Source organism: Nocardia sp. NPDC004068, assembly GCF_042874315.1.
In the GTDB taxonomy this organism is placed as follows: domain Bacteria; phylum Actinomycetota; class Actinomycetes; order Mycobacteriales; family Mycobacteriaceae; genus Nocardia.
Genome location: NZ_JBIAMW010000022.1, coordinates 16,815 through 36,205, shown reverse-complemented (window position 1 = coordinate 36,205; position 19,391 = coordinate 16,815). Strand labels below are relative to the sequence as shown.

The following is a 19,391-nucleotide window of genomic DNA, read 5'->3' as shown; positions in this document are numbered from 1 at the left end:
ACTCGCAAGTGCGCTGGCGACTCTGATTGCGGAACTTACAATTCGGGGTCGGCGCGGGGTAGGTCGATGGTGACGCGGGTGCCGTGCGGGGAGGCCTCGTCGATGCGGACCCGGCCGTGGTGGGCGGTGACGATTTCGGCGACGATGGCCAAACCGAGCCCGAAACCACCGGTGTCGCGGGCCCGGTCGGTCTGCACCCGGTAGAAACGGTCGAACACGCGCTCGCGGGCCGGGGTGGGGATGCCGGGACCGTCATCGCTGATAGCGAGGTGTGCGGCGTGGTCATCGGCGGTGAGGACGACATCGATGTGGGTGTCGGCGTAGCGGGCGGCGTTGTCGAGGACGTTGCGGATCACGCGCGCGATCTGGCGTGGGTCGGCCACGATGCGGACCGGGCGGGTCGTGCAGCTGACCCGCAACCCGGAATCGGCTCGGGTGCGGGCAGTTTCGGTTGCCAGCAGGTCGTCGAGGTCGACCTCGGTGCGCCGGATCGGCAGGCCGTGTTCGTCGGCGCGGGCCAGCAGCAGCAGATCCTCGATGAGATGCTGCATACGGGCGGCCTCGGGCAGCAGCGTGTCGCGCACGAGCGCGGTGTCGAGCATCTCGGGGCGGGTCAGACCGAGTTCCAGGCCGGTGGTGATCGTGGTCAGCGGGCTGCGCAACTCATGGGAGGCGTCGGCGACGAACCGGCGCTGCGCGTCCTGGCCGGCCTTCACCCGCGCGAGCATGTCGTTCATGGTGCGCGCCAGCGCCGCGATCTCGTCGCGGGGTTCGGGCACCGGCACCCGCTCGACGAGATCGGCGCCGCTGATCGCGGCGACCCGGGTCCGGATCCGCTCCACCGACCGCAGCGACCAACCGACCATCACATACGCGGTGGCGGCGGCGACTATCACGATCAGCGGTCCGGCGATGGCGACGAGAACGCCGACGAGTTTGACCGTGTTCTCGCTCTCCTCCTCGCTCATGGCTACCAGCACCGTGTACCGGCCACCGGCCGCGTCGACCGTCGTGCCGCTCACCCGTGACTCTGCCTCGTCGGTGCGTGGTAGCTCGTGGGCGACCATCCCGGTCGGTGGCCGCGCCGTGGTGAGCGGGCGGCGTGTGTCGCGGCCGGAGGCTTGCACCACCGATCCGGCGGCGTCGAGGATCTGCACCGCGGTGATCCGGGAGTCGGTCTCCAGCACCGTGCGATCGAGCTCGGCTGGGGTGTCGTGGGCCAGCTGCTCGGTGATCTGGTTGATCCGGGTGGTGGCGGCCTCGTCGGAGGCCGCCACCAGCGACCGATACAGCAGGTAGGTCAGCGACACGGTGGCCACGGCCACGCTCACCGCCACGACCACCGCCACGATCAACGCCGACCGCACCCGCAGGCCCCACCGCCGCGGATGCCACGCGGGCCAGAACCATGCCACGGGACTCCTCCGACAGGTGCGAATGGTCGAGCGGTGGTCGTGGTGCCGGACGTGGTCAGTGGTGCGTGCCGGCGTCGGGAACTTCGGCCCCATTCTGGTCGCCGTCTCGAAGGTTGTCGTGATCGGCGGCGGGCAGGTCGGGCGTGTCGCCCGGCTCCGGAGTATCGACCGCGTCCGGTGAATCGCCCGGCTCCGGAGTATCGGTCGCCACCAGTGGTGCGGGAGACGTGACCGGTGCTGCCTGAGCGACCGCGAATCCGCCCCACCCTCCCGCTGTCAACACCGCGGCCACGGCCGCCGCAATCTCCTGTTTCCTGGTCATCACGGGCATTCCTTTCTCCGCTCCCGGCCCGGGTTCCAGCGCCGTCACGCCTACACTGCGCCGTCCACGCTGTGAAGACGCTGAGGAGCAAGGCACTGCCGCGCTGCTCGTGAGCTGTAATGGGGGGACTACCGACGACGCGAGGCGGAACAGGCGGTCACCCGTGCGGATATTGATGGTCGACGACGAGATCCGGTTCGCGGAAACCCTGCGCCGCGGCCTGGTAGCCGAAGGGTTCGTCGTCGAACTCGCCCACGACGGGCACACAGGCCTCGAACTCGCCGCCACCCAGCAATTCGACGTGCTGATTCTCGACATCATGCTGCCCGGCAAGAACGGCTACGAAATCGTGCGCGAACTCCGCCGTCGGCAGGTCTGGACGCCGGTACTAATGCTGTCGGCCAAGGACGGCGAATACGACCAGGCCGACGCCTTCGACCTCGGCGCCGACGACTACCTCACCAAACCGTTCTCCTTCGTCATCCTCCTCGCCCGCCTGCGCGCACTCCTGCGGCGCGGCGCCCCTGAACGACCCACCACCCTCACCGCCGGCGACCTCTACCTCGACCCCGCACAACGACACGTCACCCGCACCGGAACCCCCATCACCCTGACCCCCCGCGAATACGGACTCCTCGAATACCTGATGCGCCACAAGAACACGGTCGTCACCAAAGCCGAAATCCTGCGATCGGTCTGGGACGCCCACTACGACGGCGACGACAACGTAATCGAGGTCTACATCGGCTACCTACGCCGCAAAATCGACACCCCCTTCGGCACACACAGCATCGAAACCATCCGGGGCGTCGGCTACCGCCTCCACGACACCACCACCACTCAGCCAGACACCACCGCCGCCCGCAACCCACAGGCCACCCTGCGCCCGGCCTCAGGGAAAGCCACGTAATCGGCATGAGCGAGTGGTTGGCGAGATCACATCAGGGCCAATGACTATCAGCCTCGCATGCCCGGAACGAAGCATGTGTGTGAAACCGCTGGCAGTGCGTCCTGGCACCCTGGGATGCACCGGTGGACGCGCGCTTGTTGACATGTGCACAGGGCACCCGATTGCCGCGATTCAGTCAATGAGTGTGAACTCAGCCAGGACTGCTGGCCACACACGAAGGAGTCTTTCCAGTTCATCCGGCAACCACAGAGTAATGTCTGGCCTTTTGGCGTCGTAATTGTGGCTTTCCACCCATCGGACGGCATCCTGGGTAAAGGAGCCGGTCGTTGCAATGATCAGTCCTCGCACTGGCTCCCCTTCCCACAATGGCAGTTTCGCATACACCAACTCTGCAATCTCCGTGCTGCTGATCCCCCGTTTAGGCTGGTGTTTGGCTTGAACGATGACGCGCTCGAATTTCACCTTTGACAGTCCAGTTTCGACACGTCGGTATGCCTGAATGTCTCGGCCAGCGTCAGGGGCGTTGACGTTCATCAGGCGTGTGATGTTCACATACCATCCGGATACTTCGAGAAGGCGCGCAAGGAGACGTTCAAAATTATCCGCATCAATACGATCCCAATGCAGCTTCGGTGGGACAATCGGGCCGGTACGGGAGACAGATGGCGCCACCTCGTCACGTGCGGGGTCAGGTGCAGCTATCGCCGGTCCCTTCAATGATTTCGGCTGGGATTGCGACGGCGACGCGCCACGACCATGATCGCTGCGGTCTGGTCGCGACGTCTCGACAGAACCGGGTGTTACGTTAGCTTGTTGCGCACGGTCAATATCCAGACTCGGTATTATGGCCAGCGCTTGCGAGCCAGCCGCGGATCGGCTCCTTGAGCGGTGCCGATTGGATCGGGTGGATAGCCAACGCCTGATCAGCAATCGGCCCCACGCTGGCACGATTCCGACTAAGGTCGCCCAGAAAACGGCACCAATCAAGGCTGTTAACCACATAGGTACGGGGTTCGGCCCGGCTGGCGGCTCCATGACTATCGCGATGGCACCGAATATCGCCCAAGCGACCATGAAAAGGAACAAGCCATCGCGATAGAGCGGAGCGTCGAACAGGCGTAGCACAGCGTTCCTGCGTTTCGCGGATGGCGGAGACGGACTCGCCAGTGGAGTTCGCTCGTCGTCGGCCATAGGTAAGACGATAGCGGCCGGGACCGCGAATCGTCTGGTGTAGGTTGAAGTTTCGATCGGCACTTCGCGCCGAGTCGAGTGGCCAAGCGGTGACTCTTACTGGCTGTGTAACCTCGGGTGGCTCACCTCCGCAAATCGGCATTACCGCGCGTTGAGCGCGGTCGCTCCATCGCTGGCATAAACCTCATGACCAGCGAAATCCTGCCAGGATCTTGACGCAAGACACCACGACCACGGTTTTGGCGTTGGCCGTTGCCATTTCACCTGTTGTCGCGCAGGCAGCATCCCCTTCGCTGGTGCATCCGGGCACTCACGGCACGCCTATCTCGGCCGAAGGACCACAATGGCAAACGTCGAACATGCTTCAGTCCCCGAAACTGGAGCGTCTGGACTTCACGGCGAGAGGTGTGAAGATTCATTCGGCCCCGAATTCCCACTCGCCCGTTCTGGGTGAAGGATTTCCAGGCGACGGTTTCGTAACCAGTGACTCGAACGGTCCGACCACCTGGACCTACGGGACCGATCTGCGCACCGGTATCACCGGCTACGTCGACTCCAATAATCTGACCCCTGGACGCTGATCGCCCCGAAGGGGACGATCGAATCTCACAGACGCCGCCGGATAGCTGGCGTCAATGCGCACTTCCGGTCGTACTCCATCGACGGTGCGGCGCAGCGGTGTACAGCCGTCCTCCACGCTCACCTGCAGTCGGCGCCGCCCCTCAAATTTCTCGCCTCATCGATGTCGGCAGATCCTGAAGGGGTGGCGCCTGGTCGGGTGACGGAGCAGTCGCGCAGGCTCTAACGGTCTTCTCCTTTACTTGGGTGTATCAATTGCGTTGAAAGGAAGAATTTTCGGATGCCTCCAGGGGCTCGGGCTTCCTCGTGACGGCAGCGCTATCCTTATCAGGTGGACTCGACCGACTCGCAGGGCGGACCCAACGAAGCTTCCTCTGCCCGAGCGTTTTTCGCGGCGCGGTTCGCTGATCTGTACCGGGAAGCGGGCAACCCGCCCCTGCAGCGCGTCGCCGATCGCGCCAACGAACGGGTTCGCCTCGCGCGAGGACGCGGCAGCGGGTACGAAGTCAAGCTGCAGAGGATCAGCGACTGGCGCGCCGGCCGCAATGTTCCGGCTCGATTCGAGAATGTCGAGCCTGTCGTGCTAACCCTCATCGACCTGGCACGTTCGCGGTCATCATCGATTCCGGCAGAGTTGATCAAACTCCAGACGTGGCGGCGGTATTGGAAGGCCGCCCACAAAGAAGTGACCGCGCCAGATCCGGCGATGCACAGCGAGCAGAAAACCGCTCTCACCTTCGTCAGTGCGGTCCTGCGTCGAGATATCGACGCCTTCGTCGGACGCGAGGAAGAGCTTCGATTCCTCAGGGCCGCACTCACCTCGGGACGCGGCGGGCGCACGTATACGATCGACGGAATGGCCGGGAGCGGCAAGACCGCACTGGTCACCCGCCTCGGGCACCTGGTCGCAGATCATTACCCGGACGGTCGATATTTCATCGAGCTCAACGCTCATACGCCCGGAGTCCCGGATGTGAAACCGTTCGACGCATTGGGCGCGTTGCTCGGCGATCTCGGGATCGCGCCTCGGCATCTCCCTGCCACCATGACGGGGCGACGAGACCTCTGGCAGGGACGAGTCGCGGACCGACGAGTTCTGTTGATCCTCGATGATGCCCGCGACAGCGACCAGATCGAACCACTGATCCCCGCCGGGCATGGCTGCTCGACGCTGGTGACGAGTCGACGGCGCATGATCGGCCTCGATGCGGCGGTGCCCGTGACCCTGGGAAACCTGGAGGCAGACGAAGCCGCGGAACTGTTCTATGCCACGGCCCGCCGGGGACGCGAGGAACCCGAAGCCGCGACGGTTTCCGAGATCGTCGATCTGTGCGGCCGTCTCCCCCTGGCAATCGTGTTACTGGCCGCCCATCTCGCACACCACCCGTCATGGACCGTGAGCGATCTTGCCTCCAGGTTCGTTGCGTGCGACGACGATCGGCTAAGCCAGCTCCGCGCCGGCGCTCGTGCCGTGCGAACAGCGTTCACGACGTCCTATCTCGCTCTTCCGGAACAGCGTCGACACGTCCTTCGGAGCCTCGGTTTGCACGCCGGACCCGACCTGGACGCCTGGACCGCCGCCACTCTCGCAGACCTACCGATCACCACGATTGGTGACGAACTAGAAGCCCTGTACATCGACCACCTCGTCGAGGAGATCGCACCCGGCCGATACCGACTCCACGACCTACTGCGCGAGTACAGCCGAGAACTCGGCCGCGACGATTCGCCGCACGCGCGGCTCCACGCCGTGCTGCGGACGATGGACTACTACCACACCACGGGCGCAGAGGCCGATCGTCATCTCTCCCCACCCCCGCGGCCCCACGCACGCGAGCCCGCAACGCCGCAGAGCGGTGCTCGGTCGAGGATTCCTCGATTCGATACGTCGACGCAAGCCTTGCAATGGTTACGGGCCGAACGCGCGAACATCTCGTCCTACATCGAACTCGCCGAATCCGTCGCTCCGGAACGAGTAGGCCCGTTGATCGAAGTCCTCGCCGGACTTCTCGAGCGGGACGGCCCCTGGTCCAAGGCAGCAAATCTGCATCAACGCGCTCGCGAAGCCGCACAGCAAGCAGACGACCGCGCCGGCGAAGCCACCGCGTCGACGAACCTGGGCCGCCTCCGCCATCTGTCAGGAGAGTTCGCTGAGGCAACAGAACTGTTCCGAGCGGCGGCGGTGACGTATCGAGACATCGGCGATCTCACCGGCGAAGCGACCGCGCTGACCAATATCGGCATGACCTGCTGGCGCACCGGCGACTATCCCCAGGCACTCGCCGCCCTCCGTGCCGCCTTGCCGCGCTACCAGGAAATCGGGGAGCGACGCGGCGAAGCCGTGGCGCACCTCAATCTCGCCGCGATCAGCTACGTGAATGGGCATCGCGTCGACGCCGTCGGAGCGCTGCGACAGACGCTGCGGATCTATCGGGAACTCGGTACCCGAAGCGAGTCGATCACCGGCTTGGAGAATCTCGACCTCGCCACACGCCTGATGGGCTACGACACCGAGACCCCAGACTTCTATTCGCAAGCGCTGGCCCTTTACCAAGAGATCGGCAATCGCGTCGGCGAAGCCACCGTGCTCACCAACCTCGGCGTCGTCCGTCGCCGCACCGGCCACCACACCGAGGCGGCCGACCTCCTCGAGCGTGCTCTGGCAATCCACCGCGAAAGCGGCGGTCGCGCAGGCCAAGCCATCGCCCTGCTGAACCTGGGCCTGCTCGCTCGCATCCTCGGTGATCCCCGCGCGGCGGCAACCCGTTTCAACGACGCGCTCAGCGCATACCGAGAACTGGGCGACCGCCGCGGTGAGACGGAAACGCTCAACGAAATCGGAGAGCTGCTGATCGATACCGGCGAAATCGACCGAGCGCGAACGTCATTCACCGCAGCGCTGGAACTGGCCCGGTCGACCGGAGATCCCAGCCAGCACGGCCGCGCCCTGGCAGGGATCGATCGATGCGGTACTCCCCTGAACCACGACCGACCGGACTGAACGACAGGGCCTACGATCCGGTTGGAAAACGCGTCAGGCGCCGCCGCCAGCCAGAACACGCTCTCACCGGTCGGCATCCGCGTCGCATCGGCCGCCACAACCGATCCGGGGTGTCCGCGGTGAAGTCGCGGTTGACCAGATCCGGCGCGGGGCGTGGCGCGGCGATCCTGCCGCGTCGACGAGATGCACCAACCCCTACGCAGGAACGCGCCCTGCAACCCGCGTCCCCGCGTCAGCCGTTCCACGCGTTCACCGCCGACCGCGATGCCGCGCCGGCGCAGCATCGCGTGCACCCGCGGCGATCCGCAGGTGCCGCCGGAGCTGGTGTGGATATCGACGATCTCAGCCAGCGATTGCTCGTCGGCCAGCCGCCGCGACGGGTTCTTCGCTTGGGCCAGCCATCCATAGAACGTCGACGACGCGATGCCCAGCACCGCAATACGAGCTCGACCGAGTGCTGCGGGTGATCTTTCACGAACCGCACGATCACCTCCGGGTCTGGCCGAGCTCCGACGCGAAATACGCACTCGCATCACGCAATACTTGCATTCACACGTTCGAGTTCGGCGAATCCCTCACCACACCGGCCACCAACTGGTGGGTGGCGTTCGACAAGATCAGCGGAAACCTGATCGGCGCGAGTCACGAGAGCATCCTCCGCATCTGGAACCTCGACCCCGGCCACGCCGTTCAGCGGATCCGCGGCGGCGTATCCACCTCCGGTGTTGTGCAGATCCCGACGAGGTTTCCTCGCCTGCACTGCTGACCAACTCCACCAGCCCAGAAATTCTTGACCGGCACATCGCGTGCGAGGCTTCCCTTGCGACTCCTCCGGACCGCCAGCCGTCGCATGAAAACGGTTTGGTTCCAGTCGAGCTGGATTCGGTTCCACTGCCCCCGCTTGTGCCGGAACTGCCGGACCGGGCCGGGCCAGAAGGGCGAGGCCGCCGGTAGTGCTGAATCCCACTCGGTCCGCGCCGTCCGGCTCAGTTGGAACGCTTCCATCCCATAGCTGCTGTTCGGCGAGCACTTCGGCACTGCGGCCGTCACGAGATGCGCTTCCCGCCGCGATTCCCAAATCCGGACCGGAATATCGACTCTCCGCGTCCCACCAGCGGTTTCAACTGCCCGGTGTGCGGTGAGTCGCGGCTGACAACGTCGTGACTCCTACCGTTCGAACCACCGCAGACGCGCTGCGGAATCAGCCGAAGGAGCAATGATGGATATGCACACAAGACCGCGAGCGCAGCGGGGAGCGTTGCTGATCGTGGGTCTGGTGGTGAGCGTGGCCGGTGTTTTCGGCTCCGCGCCCGCGAATGCCGCACCGCAGGACTCGTGCACGCCGGTCGATACCTCCCAATTGCGCAACGGAGACAAGGCGTTTTGGGAACACGCGGTGGCACCGGTCGTCGTCGCTGGAAACCGCGTCGGTTTCCTCATCGGCGGCAGGACCGTGTTTTTCGATCCCAGTTACCGGCAACCTGCCGGTTTCGGTGATTTCCTGGGATTCCGGCACGCGTCGTGCGCCGGCTTCACCATCCAGAAATGTGATGGCGCAGGCCGGTGCACGACGCGGCGCGTGCCGTCCTGACCCGAACCACCGATCCCCCTTCCGAATCCGGCAGGGCAACCAGGTGTTCCGCCCTGCCGGGCCGGTTCGAATCACGCACACAGGCGCGGCAGGGCGTGGCCGGGGAGGTAGGTGGTGAGGTCGTCGGTGATGGTGGTGGCGGTGAGGGCGCAGGTGCGGGTGTTGGCGTGGTCGGGGTTGAGGTCCCAGATGCGTAGGGCGCCTTGGTCGGCGGCGCCGATGAGGTATTCGCCGCGGGGGTGGGAGGCCAGTTGCCAGCGGGTGGGGCCGGGTGGGGCGATGGAGTCGCCGTAGGGGGTGGGGTGGTGGGGGTCGGTGAAGTCGAACAGCCGCACGGTGGCGTCGGCGCCGCTGGTGAGGAGGTGATGGCCGCTGAGCGCGACGCCCGTGACGATCGTGTGACTGACTCGGACCGGTTCGCCTAGTGGCGCAATGTGTTTCGGATCGGTGATGTCGAAGACGCGGATCGTTCCGCCGTCCCAGCCGGCGACGACGGTGTGGTGGTCGTCGCTGATGGCCAGTCCCGCGCCGTTGCCGGTCCAGTCGAGGGGGAGACCGCCGACGGGTCCGGCGTGTGCGTGCAGGGTGCGGTCGGTGTCCCAGATCTGCAGGCTGTCGGCGATGGAGGCGGCCACGGCGCCGTCGCGGCTCAGAGCCGGTTCGAGGCCGGTTTGCAGGGCGCGTGGTGAGGGGGGCAGGGTGATCGGTGCGGTGAGCTGGCGTGGCTGAGTGGGGTCGGTGCAGTCGAAGAGGGTGATGCCCGGGACGGGAAGGGCGTGCAGTACCAGCAGCACGGGCCGGTCGGGGAGGAACGCCGCGCCGAGGGCGTCGGGGAAGCGGTAGCTCTGCTTGGGCGCGGTGGGGTCGGTCAGATCGAACAGGGTGATCTGTCCGTCTGCCGGGTAGACGGCGATGCGGCCGTCGGCGCTGAGGGTGGGGTAGCTGATCGCGGAGGTGCTGTTGATGGTGGCGGTGGCGGGTGCGTCGATGGCGCCGAGCAGGCGGGGCGCGGTCGGGTCGTGGATGTCCCAGAGGTGGCTGGGGGCGCCGTGGGCGGTGGTGAGCATGCGGGTGCCGTCGCCGCTGATCGCGGGTCGCTGGATCTGACCGGCTTGTCCTGCCAGCGCCGCGACCGGCACCGACCAGCGTTGGACGCGGCCGCCGGGGAACGCGAGTGTCACCTGGGTGGCGTCGCTGTTCCAGGCCAATGCCGTCGCGGTGGTGTCGCAACCCACGGTGACCTCACGGCAGGATGACCCTCCGGCCAGGGGCGGGCCGAGCGGGGCCGGGTGGGCGGGGTCGGCGAGGTCGAACAGGCGGGTCTCGGCGCCGCTGACGATCGCGAGGACGCGGCCGTTGCGGCTCAACGCCATTCCGTTCAGATCGGAGGCGGAGGTCAGCGGGACAGCGGGAGCCACGACGGCGGGGTGGGTGGGGTCGGCGAGATCGAGCACCTTCAATTGGGCGTCCCCGGCCAGGGGCTGGGTCGACATTCGGCCGGCCATCGCCACGGTCGGGACGGCCGGGTTGGCCGCGAGGATCATGGGGCCGTCGCTGACCCGGCCGAGTTCGATCGGGTCCGAGGACCCTTCACGAGTTCGCGGCCACGCCCACACGGCGGTCGTGTGACTGAAGACCCCGGTGTCGAGGGTGGTCATGGCCACGAACGCACCCGGCCCGGCGAAGGCGATCTTCTCGAAGTAGCCCTGGGGTGGGAGCAGAGTCGTGGTCCGGATCGGTTGGGCCGGGTCGGAGACATCCCACAGCTCCACTGTCGCGGTGCTCGCGACAGCGAGAGTGCGGCCATCGGCCGACAACGCGGTGGCGATCGGGGGCGCGGACTCGGTCAGGGTGTGCAGCAGCCGGGGTTGGGCGAGGTCGGACAGGTCGCGCAGGCGCACGGTACCGTCGCGGCTGCCCGAGACCAGTAGCGGCGCGTGCGTGGCGAGGGTGACGACCTGATCGGTGTGATCGGTGATCGGAGGTGCCGCCAGGGTGGGAACCGAGCGGCCGTCGCTGGCCCACACTCGGATGGCGTGGTCGTCGCCGGCGGCCACGAGATGGGTGTCGTCGAGATAGCTGAGCCATTCCACAGTTCCCGGATGGTCGATGAAAGTGCTTGCCACCGGCAGGTTTTCGCTGGCGATCAGGCGGGTGACCACCCGCGGGTCGCCGGGACGCAGCCGCTGGGCCAGCACGTCCAGTTCCGCGGACAGGGTGGGGTCGCTGGTCTGCAGCCGGTCGGCCTCGGCGAGCACGGTCGCGAAGAACACCGCGTCGCGTTCGCGGGCGGTGACCGCGGCGCGGACCGCGGCGGTCGCGGCGGCGACCAACGCCACGATCACCACCGCCGCGATCGCGGCCTGGGCGCGGCGGCGCCGCTGCCGCGCCCGCGTCGCGGCGGCGAGGAATTCGGCGATGACAGCATCGCTGTCGCCGCCGAGGTGCGCACGCGCCTGGGCCAAGGGCAGACCGCGATACAGGCGCGCGGGGTCGCGACCCGACGCGGCCCACGCCGCGGCGTCGGCGGTGACGCGCTGACGGACCAGGTGGGTCTCGCGATCGGCGTCGATCCAGTCCCGCAACCGCGACCAGGCCCCGATCACCACGTCGTGCGCCAGCTCGGCGCTGCCGTCGTCTACGGTGACCAGCCGCGCGGCGACGAACGCCTCCAGGATTCGTGCCGCGTCGGGGGCGGCGGCGAGCAGATCGGGGCGCGATACCCGACGTCGGGTGTCGCGAGCACCGTCGCCGACCGCGACCATGCCCACCAGCATGCGCCGAGCCGTCACCTCTTGGGACTCAGCGAGTTTCGCCCACACCCCTTCCGCGGTCCGGGCGACCGCCCCGGTGACCCCGCCCGCGCCCTGATAGGCGGCGACGGTGAGTTTGCGGCCTTTGCGCCGCTCCCACGTCACCGCCAGCACGTGCGACAGCAGCGGCAACGCTCCCGGATGGTCGCGGCCGCCGGTGTCCATTCCGGCGAGCTCGGTGAGGATCAACTCCACCAGCCCGGGTTCGAGACTCAGCCCGGCCCGCTGCGCCGGTTCGGTCACCACCCGCACCAGTTCGTCACGGCGCATCGGCGTCAGCACGAACCCGCGCGTGTCGAATCCTTCTGCCAGAGCCGGGATCTCGAGGCAGGCGTCGAAGAAGTCGGCACGCACGGCGAATACCACTACCCAACCGTGGGACACCAGTTCCGCCAACCGCTCGACGAACCCGCGCCGCTCGGTCTCGCCGACGCCGTCGACGAACAACCGCTCCCCCTGATCCACGATCAGCACCCGCGGCGTGTTCCCCTCGGCATCGGCGGCGGTGTCGGGGATCGCGTGATCCGCGCCGTTGCCCGCCGTGTGAGTGGACACCACCCAATCCCCGCCCAGCGCGGGGATCAGTCCCGCCGCCAGCAACGACGACTTCCCGACCCCGGACGCGCCGACCATCACGACGAACCCGCCACCCGCGGCGCTCGCGTCGCCGACCAGCCCGGCGAGCTTGCCGATCGCCTGTTCACGACCGACATATCGTGCGGCGTCACCGGCACCGTAGGGCTTCAACCCCTGATACGGACAGTCGGAATCGACCGGCGTTTTCCAGGTGTCGGCCGCGGTCCACCACCGCTCCCAGCGGCCCATATCCAGCAGCTCGGCCGGTACCCGCCCCTTCCTGGTTCCCGCGTCGGCGATCAGCACCGACAGCGCCGGCCGCAGCATCTCCCATCGTGCGGGAATGCTGCCGTTCTTCCAATCGCTCAACCGCTGCACCGGAATCCGTGCCCGCGCCCCCGGCGCCTTCGTGGCCGCCAGCACCTCCGACGCGGCCCGCGCCACCCGATCCAGCTTGGGATCGCCTGCCGCCGACCACAATTGGTTGAACCGGTACGTGAACACCGCGCGCGGTGTCTGCGCCCCATCCCGATCGAACTCCCCTTCCGACCCCACGCATCCTCCCGCACACCCTGGAGCGACCGTCCGGTCCGTGACCGGTTCGGCCGCAACGAATTACCATGAGCGTCAACGACTTCCGAGGACGCTCCGGAGGAGCAGTATATGCGCGCCACACCCCGCCGGTCTTCCCTTCGACCCCTCGCCGGGCGGCTCGCCGCGCTGCTGCTCACCGCCGCCGCTTTCGCCTTCACCGCGCCCACTCCGGCCACCGCCGACGAGGGCAGCGTGCTGGCCGCGGACTACACCGGTCCCGCCGGGACCCGCCACTACTTCGTCTACGCCCCACCCGGCGACTCCTCCGGCCGTCCGCTGCTGGTCTTCCTGCACGGTTGCGGCGACATGCTCTCCACCGACGCCGACCCCGATCCCGCCGTCGTCCGCGACGACGTCCTCGCCCGCCTCGCCCGCGAGCACGGGTTCGTCGTCGCCTACCCCATCCAATCGCCCGACGCGAACCTGCTCGGCTGCTGGAACTTCACCGACCCCCACGACCAACACCGCGGCTCCGGAGAGCCGGCCCTGCTCGCCGGTATCACCGAAGCGGTCCGCGACCGCTACGCCCTCGATCCGCACCGCGTCTACCTCGCCGGACATTCCGGCGGCGCGCTGATGGCCACCATCATGGGCGCCGCCTACCCCGACCTCTACACCGCGATCAGCACCTGGTGCAGCGGCGCCTACGCCACCGGCACCGACATCACCGGCACCGCCGCCTACACCGAAATGGGCCCTCGCGCACGACCCATCCCCGCCCTGCTCGTCGAGGCCACCAACGACCCTCTCAGCAGCCCGCCCGTCGGCCGCATCGCCCTCGACCAATGGCTCGCCACCAACCTCCTCGCCGCGGGACACCCACCCGCACCGCTTCCCACCCCCGACACCGTCACCCACCACGACCCCGACCCGGCCAACGGATTCCGCCACAGCTCGACCCGCGAGGACTACCACACCGGTTCCACCCCCGTCTCCTTCCTCACCCTCGACGGAGCCACCCACACCCTCGCCGGAGACCTCACCGGAGTCACCCGCACCGCCATCGAGTTCCTGCTCACCCAACACCGTTGACACCGACCCCCACCGGGCGAACCGTTCCGGACAGGAAACCCCGAAAACCTGCCCTGACCTGCCCGTAAGCGCCAAAATGACATCCCAGCGCACCTGAAATCGGTCCGTCGCAACGAGTCTGGTCCCGACGCCCGCGAACACTCGCGCGCGCCAAAGACCCAGCTCCACCGAAGGCCGACCCATGAGCGTGCTCATCATCACCGCCATCGCGATCCTCCTGGCGTTGATCCTCACCCTGCACCGGCGCCAACGACGACCGAAACTCGTACGCATCCGCTGCGGGCGATGCAGCTACACCACCGCATGGCTCGACACGCCCTCCGCCCGACACCTCCACCGCACCCACTACACCCGATGCCACCCCGCCAGCACACCCACCGGACACATCCAACGACGCCGAACAGCCACCCCCAACCGCGAGGCCGCACCGCGCCGACCGATGACACGTACGACCGGTGCCGTTTCGCGGCGCGTTTGACAGGTTTACGCTTCTCCTCTTCGACGTTCGCGCCCCGGCTCAGGCTTCGGAGCTGAAGAGCGCAGAGAGACCATCCGCGGACAGCCGCGCCGCACGGGCCCCAGCCGCCGACCGTCGGCGATCCACCACATGCTCATGCCGCGTCGTCGGCACAGGACCGTCGCTGGTCCAAGACCAGAACACTCGCGACAAAATGGAACTGCCAAGCGCCCGTGCGCAATTGACGACGAGCCGATCACACATGTCAGTGGCCATGAGAAGCTGGATCTGGCCGGAATTTGATGATGGGCCAGGCTTATTGAGCGAGGACGCGGGTGCGGAGGAGATCGAAATTGGCGCGTCCGTACATGCTTCTCTTGTATGCCTTGATCCGGCAGACGGCTCCTTCGACAGCGCCACTGCTCCAGGGCAGGGTGAGTCCGTTGCGGACGGCGTCGTAGTCCTTGAGCAGCCCGTCGGCGAAGCCGCGCAGCTGCGGGATGCTGCTGGCCTTGGCCTGGTTGATCCAGTCGTCGAGTTGCTGACCGCGGCGGTGGCGCAGCATCTGGGCGAAGCCCGTGACCAGCGCCTCGAGCTCGCGCAGGGTGTCGCAGTGGTCGAGGGCGTGCTGCAGATCGGCGAGTTCGTCGGTGGTGAGTTTGTGTCGGGGTCGCATGAACAGGCTGGTGAGCTGGCGGGCGGTGATCGGTGGTTTCGCCGTCCAGACCGGCGCCGGGGCGGTGTTCTCGCGCCAGGTGTGGATGAGTCGGCGGACCGAGCGTTCGCTGCCTCGGAAGCCCCGCTGGCGCAGCTCACCGAACAGCAACCGAGCGTTGCTGCAGCCGTCTTCCCATCGTCGGGCGAGGTAGGGCAGGTGCGGGTCGAGCGCGCTGCCACGTCGTGGGACCCGCAGTGAGTAGCTGGTCGGTAGTGCCGGCCAGCCGATAGCGGCGCACGGTCTTACCGTCCAGATTCAGTGCTTTCGCGATCGCGGTCGGGCCGACGCCCTTGGCGACCAGCGCGTGGATCTCGGCATGGCGTTGCCGGGTAGCCGCTTCTCGCCGTGCGGATGCCGGTGTCCGGCCCGCCGACGCCGGGGCGGGTTGGGCGACCGCTGCGTGTTCGTCGTCCTCGCGCAGGCATTTACGGTGCGCGCGAACAACTTTGTCGACCGCGACGGTCAGATTGTGGAGCAAATGCCACCTGTCCGCGACTTGAATCGCTTGCGGCGCACCGCGACTGGCACCATCAGCATACGGACCGCCGCGATCGCGACACACGACGCGAATGCCGGGATGTTGAGCCAGCCAGGCGGCAAGGGCGTCGGAGGTCCGTTCCGGCAGCAGGTCGACCGGCCGGTGAGTACGCATATCGATCACCACCGTGCCGTAGACATGTCCGCGGCGGATGGCCCAATCGTCGACACCGACCTCCACCAGCTCACCGACCACCGGCAGCCGGATCGCCCGCACGAGCCCCAACAACGTTGAACGCGACACCTCCACCGCCCGCTGCCTGGCCATCCTCGCACCGGGCCGACCACCCAGCGCCAGCCCGACCCGCGTGAGTAACTCGGCCACCAACGGACTGCGCCGCTGATACCGAGCAGCCAGCCCTGCGACCTGCTCGGAGAAGATCCAGCGCTCGCAGTGAGCAGCCTCGCACCGAAACCGGCGCACCATCAGCCGGATCACCACTTCCCGGCCCACAACGGCCAGGTCCACGAGCGTGCGCCGGTAACGGGTGGCACCACCGACGAGCGACACCCGCACCGCGTGCAAACAGCCGAAGAACCGCAGGTCGACGCATCGAACACGATGCGACCAGCCATCACTGACACGTCATCGAGACGAACCGCCGATAGATGCGGAAAGAGAAGGCTCACAACATGTTTCGCGACACCATCCAACACCACGAACTGCGTCTATATCCGATCCGCCTGCGCACCATAGGGATCGACACGCGCCGATCATCAAAATCCGGCCAGACCCAGTTCCCCGATGACCGTTGACACGGGCGGTCCCCGTGGACCGACCCTCACACGTGATTCGACGCGGCCCCGGCCGGTTCCCTCCCTTGCGCCTCGACTTCGAGGGGAGGGGTGTTTCTGGCGGTGGATTCACTGCAAAATCTCTGTCTTGCAGGCGAAATGAGAGCTGCACCGGGAACGCCAACGAGCATCGAACCCATTCCGGAGGGATCGCGGCCCCGTGGTCGGGATCGCGATCACTTTGCCGCGATCGTCCTGAAGGTGACTGCGTCAGGGGCTCGGTCAGGGGGAGCGCAGTGCCGTGATGCCGCGCGCTGGGTCGTGTGCGGGGCTATGTTGATCGGTTGGGAAGGAAAGTTTCGATGTTCCGCGTTGGAGCGGACCACAGAGGGGGACAGCAGGGTGAGTGAGCAGTTGGCCGCTCGGTGGGTGGGTGTCGGATGGTTCCGGATGCGTTTGGACGAGGGCCGTCTTCCGGTGGAGGTCGAGGTCAGTCGGAGGTTGCACGACTACGGGGATCCGGGGGAGTTTTCGGCGGCGGCGATGACCGGCTATCTGGTGGCGTTGTGGGAGCACGACGCGCCGGTCATCGCGCGGGGTGGGTTCGCGGAGTTGTCGGCGCGGCCGTCGCGGCGGGCGGAGATGATCACGTTGCTGGATACCGGTTCTCGGGCGGAGTTCGAGGCGGTGGAGCGGGCGGTGCGGGGGCGGGCGGAGTTCGTGGGGCGGGGTCCGGTCACCGAGTTCGGGGTTGCGTCGGTGACGGTGAGGGCGTCGTTGTCGCGGGTCGGTGCGATCGAGATCGATCCGCGGTGGGCGCGGTCGGTGCTGCCGTCGTATATCGGTGCCGACATCGTGGAGTGCGCGGACCGGATTCGCCGGGCGCGGCCGCGGTTTCACGAGGGCGGGTCGTGGGCGCAGCGCAGCGATGACGAACTCGAGGACGAGTTGAGCGAGTACCGGAGCTATCTTGCAAGGAATCTGTGATGGTGAATTTCTCGGCGGATCTGAACCAGTTGGTGGCCGCGTCGCGGGCGTGGGGGCACGCCTCGGCGGCCCTCGGCGAGGCCGCGTCGAAGGCGCAGAGCATTCAGTACAGCCATAAGGAGGTGGTGTGGGCTATGTTTCAGGAGACCTGGAACGCGCAGGTGCAGGCGGCGCAGTACATGCATGATCGGTTGATCGAGGGCCGCGATGAGACCGCGGCGATGCAGGACGTTCTCGCCCACGTTGCGAGGGTGTATCAGGAACAGGATCAGGACTTCGCCGATGTGCTGATCAAACTGGATGAGGCACCGTAATGGTTGACACGACCATCGATCAGCTCAACACGGTCTTGCAGCAGTTCGCCGACCAGATCGAGTCGGTCAAGGAGCAGCCCGCCAAAGTGGATCACGCCTTCGATCAGGCCGCGATCGCGATGGCGGCGTCCGAAGGCAATTCGATCATCCCCGGCCTCGGCGCCGTGCTCGGCGGGGCGTACGGGGCGATCACCAAAGACGATTTCTCCGGGTACATGCAGGACCACAAGGAGCAGATCAAGAACAAGATCAAAGAGTTGTTGCAGGCCCTGCACGACGCCATTGAGGGCATGAGGGCTCCGGTGGCCTTCTTGCAGGCCAGCGAGGACTGGCTGGCCCTCAAAGGCAAGATCGGGCAAGCGCAGAACAACGAGGTCGCCAACGGCAATCTGCTCGGCTACTGGCAGGGCGCGGCCGCCGCCAAGTACGGCGCCGCCCGCACCTTGCAGGACACGGCCATGGACTCGGCGAAGGCGACCTGCGACACCCTCCGCAAGGCCCTGGCCGATGTCTCCAACACCTCCTGGCAGCTCTACACCGACCTCGTGAGCGAGCTGACCGAATTCCTGGTCCACTTCGGTGCCGCGCTGATCAAGATCTCCAGCGGTATCGAGGCACCGTGGGGGATTTCCGACTGCATCGATCTGCTCGGCGACACCATCAAAGATTCGGTCGACTACCTCACGAAATTCGGCAACGCGCTGCTCGTTCAAAAGAGAAACATCGGCGATATCGTCAGCGCCATGGACAATCCGAAAGGGTTTTACGGTAACCATTGGCCGCAGTCCATGGCAAAGTCCTTCAATCTGGACGCGCCGGGAGTGGAGTGGCAAGCGACATGACACGCCGCAAATTCATCCTTTTCGCGTCGCTGCTGCTTCTGTTCGTCGCTGGATGCCAAAACAAGGACAACATGAACGAACAAGAGCCGAAACCTAGCATGCATTCGATGCAGGAGCTGTGCGATCTCCCGAAACCTTTCTTCGCGGAGCGGTTTCACGTCGCGAACGTTGTGGCGACGTCCGATCTTCGGCCGTTGACAGCCGAGATCGGCACCATCGGCGGATGCACGTATCAGACCGAGGACAAACGCTATCTCGGCAACATCATCCTCCGATATTCCTCGGCTGCCGCCCCGTCGACCAGCACCGGACGCAGGGCTGGGCGTACCGTGCGGATCGACAACGTCGCGGTCACCGAGTTCATCGAACCGGTTCCTTCCTCCGGTGCCCCCGACTCACAGTCGCCGATCACCCTGGCTGCCTCGTTTCAAGGCTGGGACGGCGAATTGGGTTACTACGCGAAGGATTCCACCGACGACGCAACCCTGAGAACGGGCGCTCAAACACTCGTAAACGCCCTCCGCACACTCACCAACTAGCGCGTCCGAACCTCCCTGCGCGAGTCTTCTTGCTCCGACATCGCAGGCGAGCTACAAGGTAGGTCGCCCGGTAACCGAGACGCGAAACCTGAACTGTCTGTGTAGGATCCGGGATTCGTCCCTTCACGCGTGCGGGCCCGGCAGCCCGTCGCGACCACGCGGGCACCAGCCCTGCCGCGGGAGCGAAGGGTCTGGTGCATCAGAGGGCGAGTGAACGAGCCGAGCGTTTCTCATCCTC

The 19,391-nt window shown here is 66.6% G+C and carries 16 protein-coding genes and 1 pseudogene; 10 read left to right on the top strand and 7 right to left on the bottom strand.

Annotated elements, in window-relative coordinates; translation table 11 throughout:
• Positions 1-35: 35 nt before the first annotated feature.
• Both ACFYTQ_RS35320 and ACFYTQ_RS35315 read right to left on the bottom strand, forming a co-directional pair.
• On the bottom strand, positions 36-1,415 hold the full coding sequence (locus tag ACFYTQ_RS35320; protein WP_387370334.1) for a sensor histidine kinase: 1,380 nt from the start codon (positions 1,413-1,415) through the stop codon (positions 36-38).
• A 55-nt stretch (positions 1,416-1,470) separates the two neighbouring features.
• On the bottom strand, positions 1,471-1,746 hold the full coding sequence (locus ACFYTQ_RS35315; RefSeq protein ID WP_387370331.1) for a hypothetical protein: 276 nt from the start codon (positions 1,744-1,746) through the stop codon (positions 1,471-1,473).
• Between the two features lie 154 nt (positions 1,747-1,900).
• Between ACFYTQ_RS35315 and ACFYTQ_RS35310 the strand changes: the two genes are divergently transcribed.
• On the top strand, positions 1,901-2,647 hold the full coding sequence (locus tag ACFYTQ_RS35310; protein ID WP_387370328.1) for a response regulator transcription factor: 747 nt from the start codon (positions 1,901-1,903) through the stop codon (positions 2,645-2,647).
• Between the two features lie 171 nt (positions 2,648-2,818).
• Here the strand turns inward: ACFYTQ_RS35310 and ACFYTQ_RS35305 are convergent, their stop codons facing one another.
• Positions 2,819-3,838, bottom strand: a complete 1,020-nt coding sequence (locus tag ACFYTQ_RS35305; RefSeq protein WP_387370325.1) for a restriction endonuclease — start codon at positions 3,836-3,838, stop codon at positions 2,819-2,821.
• 212 nt (positions 3,839-4,050) lie between these two features.
• Between ACFYTQ_RS35305 and ACFYTQ_RS35300 the strand changes: the two genes are divergently transcribed.
• Together ACFYTQ_RS35300 and ACFYTQ_RS35295 are read left to right on the top strand one after the other, a co-directional pair.
• Positions 4,051-4,419, top strand: a complete 369-nt coding sequence (locus ACFYTQ_RS35300) for a hypothetical protein (protein WP_387370322.1) — start codon at positions 4,051-4,053, stop codon at positions 4,417-4,419.
• 329 nt (positions 4,420-4,748) lie between these two features.
• Complete coding sequence (locus ACFYTQ_RS35295; RefSeq protein ID WP_387370319.1) at positions 4,749-7,418, top strand: ATP-binding protein; 2,670 nt, start codon at positions 4,749-4,751, stop codon at positions 7,416-7,418.
• Between the two features lie 206 nt (positions 7,419-7,624).
• Here the strand turns inward: ACFYTQ_RS35295 and ACFYTQ_RS35290 are convergent.
• A pseudogene (locus tag ACFYTQ_RS35290) lies at positions 7,625-7,951 on the bottom strand (IS3 family transposase); the annotation flags it as partial.
• On the opposite strand from ACFYTQ_RS35290, the gene ACFYTQ_RS35285 reads away from it, so the two are divergent.
• The gene (locus tag ACFYTQ_RS35285) at positions 7,882-8,184 is read left to right on the top strand and encodes a hypothetical protein (RefSeq protein WP_387370316.1); all 303 of its coding nucleotides are present in this window, start codon (positions 7,882-7,884) and stop codon (positions 8,182-8,184) included. The pseudogene ACFYTQ_RS35290 and the gene ACFYTQ_RS35285 sit on opposite strands and share 70 nt — an antisense overlap.
• Positions 8,185-8,637: 453 nt before the next feature.
• Positions 8,638-9,009 (top strand): hypothetical protein, encoded by a 372-nt coding sequence (locus ACFYTQ_RS35280; RefSeq protein ID WP_387370314.1) that lies wholly within the window; start codon positions 8,638-8,640, stop codon positions 9,007-9,009.
• Between the two features lie 71 nt (positions 9,010-9,080).
• Here the strand turns inward: ACFYTQ_RS35280 and ACFYTQ_RS35275 are convergent, their stop codons facing one another.
• Positions 9,081-12,953, bottom strand: coding sequence for an NACHT and WD repeat domain-containing protein (locus tag ACFYTQ_RS35275; protein ID WP_387370311.1), 3,873 nt, complete (start codon positions 12,951-12,953; stop codon positions 9,081-9,083).
• 108 nt (positions 12,954-13,061) lie between these two features.
• On the opposite strand from ACFYTQ_RS35275, the gene ACFYTQ_RS35270 reads away from it, so the two are divergent.
• Positions 13,062-14,024 carry an alpha/beta hydrolase family esterase gene (locus ACFYTQ_RS35270; RefSeq protein ID WP_387370308.1) on the top strand — a complete coding sequence of 321 codons (963 nt, stop codon included), beginning with the start codon at positions 13,062-13,064 and terminating at the stop codon, positions 14,022-14,024.
• 773 nt (positions 14,025-14,797) lie between these two features.
• Here ACFYTQ_RS35270 and ACFYTQ_RS35265 read toward each other — a convergent pair.
• Both ACFYTQ_RS35265 and ACFYTQ_RS35260 read right to left on the bottom strand, forming a co-directional pair.
• Positions 14,798-15,307 (bottom strand): transposase, encoded by a 510-nt coding sequence (locus tag ACFYTQ_RS35265; protein WP_387370305.1) that lies wholly within the window; start codon positions 15,305-15,307, stop codon positions 14,798-14,800.
• Positions 15,294-16,247: an ISL3 family transposase gene (locus tag ACFYTQ_RS35260; protein WP_387370302.1), complete on the bottom strand. Its 954-nt coding sequence runs from the start codon at positions 16,245-16,247 to the stop codon at positions 15,294-15,296. The genes ACFYTQ_RS35265 and ACFYTQ_RS35260 overlap by 14 nt, the downstream gene beginning before the upstream one ends.
• Positions 16,248-16,873: 626 nt before the next feature.
• Here ACFYTQ_RS35260 and ACFYTQ_RS35255 point away from each other — a divergent pair.
• Genes ACFYTQ_RS35255 through ACFYTQ_RS35240 form a run of 4 tightly spaced genes read left to right on the top strand, consistent with a single transcriptional unit; the run spans position 16,874 to position 19,153 of the window.
• A complete protein-coding gene (locus tag ACFYTQ_RS35255) occupies positions 16,874-17,458 on the top strand; it encodes a hypothetical protein (RefSeq protein WP_387370300.1) in 585 nt (194 codons plus the stop codon).
• The gene (locus tag ACFYTQ_RS35250) at positions 17,458-17,772 is read left to right on the top strand and encodes a hypothetical protein (RefSeq protein WP_387370298.1); all 315 of its coding nucleotides are present in this window, start codon (positions 17,458-17,460) and stop codon (positions 17,770-17,772) included. The genes ACFYTQ_RS35255 and ACFYTQ_RS35250 overlap by 1 nt, the downstream gene beginning before the upstream one ends.
• Positions 17,772-18,614, top strand: a complete 843-nt coding sequence (locus tag ACFYTQ_RS35245) for a hypothetical protein (protein WP_387370295.1) — start codon at positions 17,772-17,774, stop codon at positions 18,612-18,614. Before ACFYTQ_RS35250 ends, ACFYTQ_RS35245 begins: the two co-directional genes overlap by 1 nt.
• Positions 18,611-19,153 carry a hypothetical protein gene (locus ACFYTQ_RS35240; RefSeq protein WP_387370292.1) on the top strand — a complete coding sequence of 181 codons (543 nt, stop codon included), beginning with the start codon at positions 18,611-18,613 and terminating at the stop codon, positions 19,151-19,153. The genes ACFYTQ_RS35245 and ACFYTQ_RS35240 overlap by 4 nt, the downstream gene beginning before the upstream one ends.
• Positions 19,154-19,391 lie beyond the last annotated feature (238 nt).

Excerpts from the sequence above, each read along its gene's own strand:
- ACFYTQ_RS35240 (WP_387370292.1), top strand. The coding sequence starts at position 18,611 with ATGACACGCCGCAAATTCATCCTTTTCGCGTCGCTGCTGCTTCTGTTC.
- ACFYTQ_RS35305 (WP_387370325.1), bottom strand. The coding sequence starts at position 3,838 with ATGGCCGACGACGAGCGAACTCCACTGGCGAGTCCGTCTCCGCCATCC.
- ACFYTQ_RS35250 (WP_387370298.1), top strand. The coding sequence starts at position 17,458 with ATGGTGAATTTCTCGGCGGATCTGAACCAGTTGGTGGCCGCGTCGCGG.
- ACFYTQ_RS35270 (WP_387370308.1), top strand. The coding sequence starts at position 13,062 with ATGCGCGCCACACCCCGCCGGTCTTCCCTTCGACCCCTCGCCGGGCGG.
- ACFYTQ_RS35245 (WP_387370295.1), top strand. The coding sequence starts at position 17,772 with ATGGTTGACACGACCATCGATCAGCTCAACACGGTCTTGCAGCAGTTC.
- ACFYTQ_RS35315 (WP_387370331.1), bottom strand. The coding sequence starts at position 1,746 with ATGCCCGTGATGACCAGGAAACAGGAGATTGCGGCGGCCGTGGCCGCG.
- ACFYTQ_RS35280 (WP_387370314.1), top strand. The coding sequence starts at position 8,638 with ATGGATATGCACACAAGACCGCGAGCGCAGCGGGGAGCGTTGCTGATC.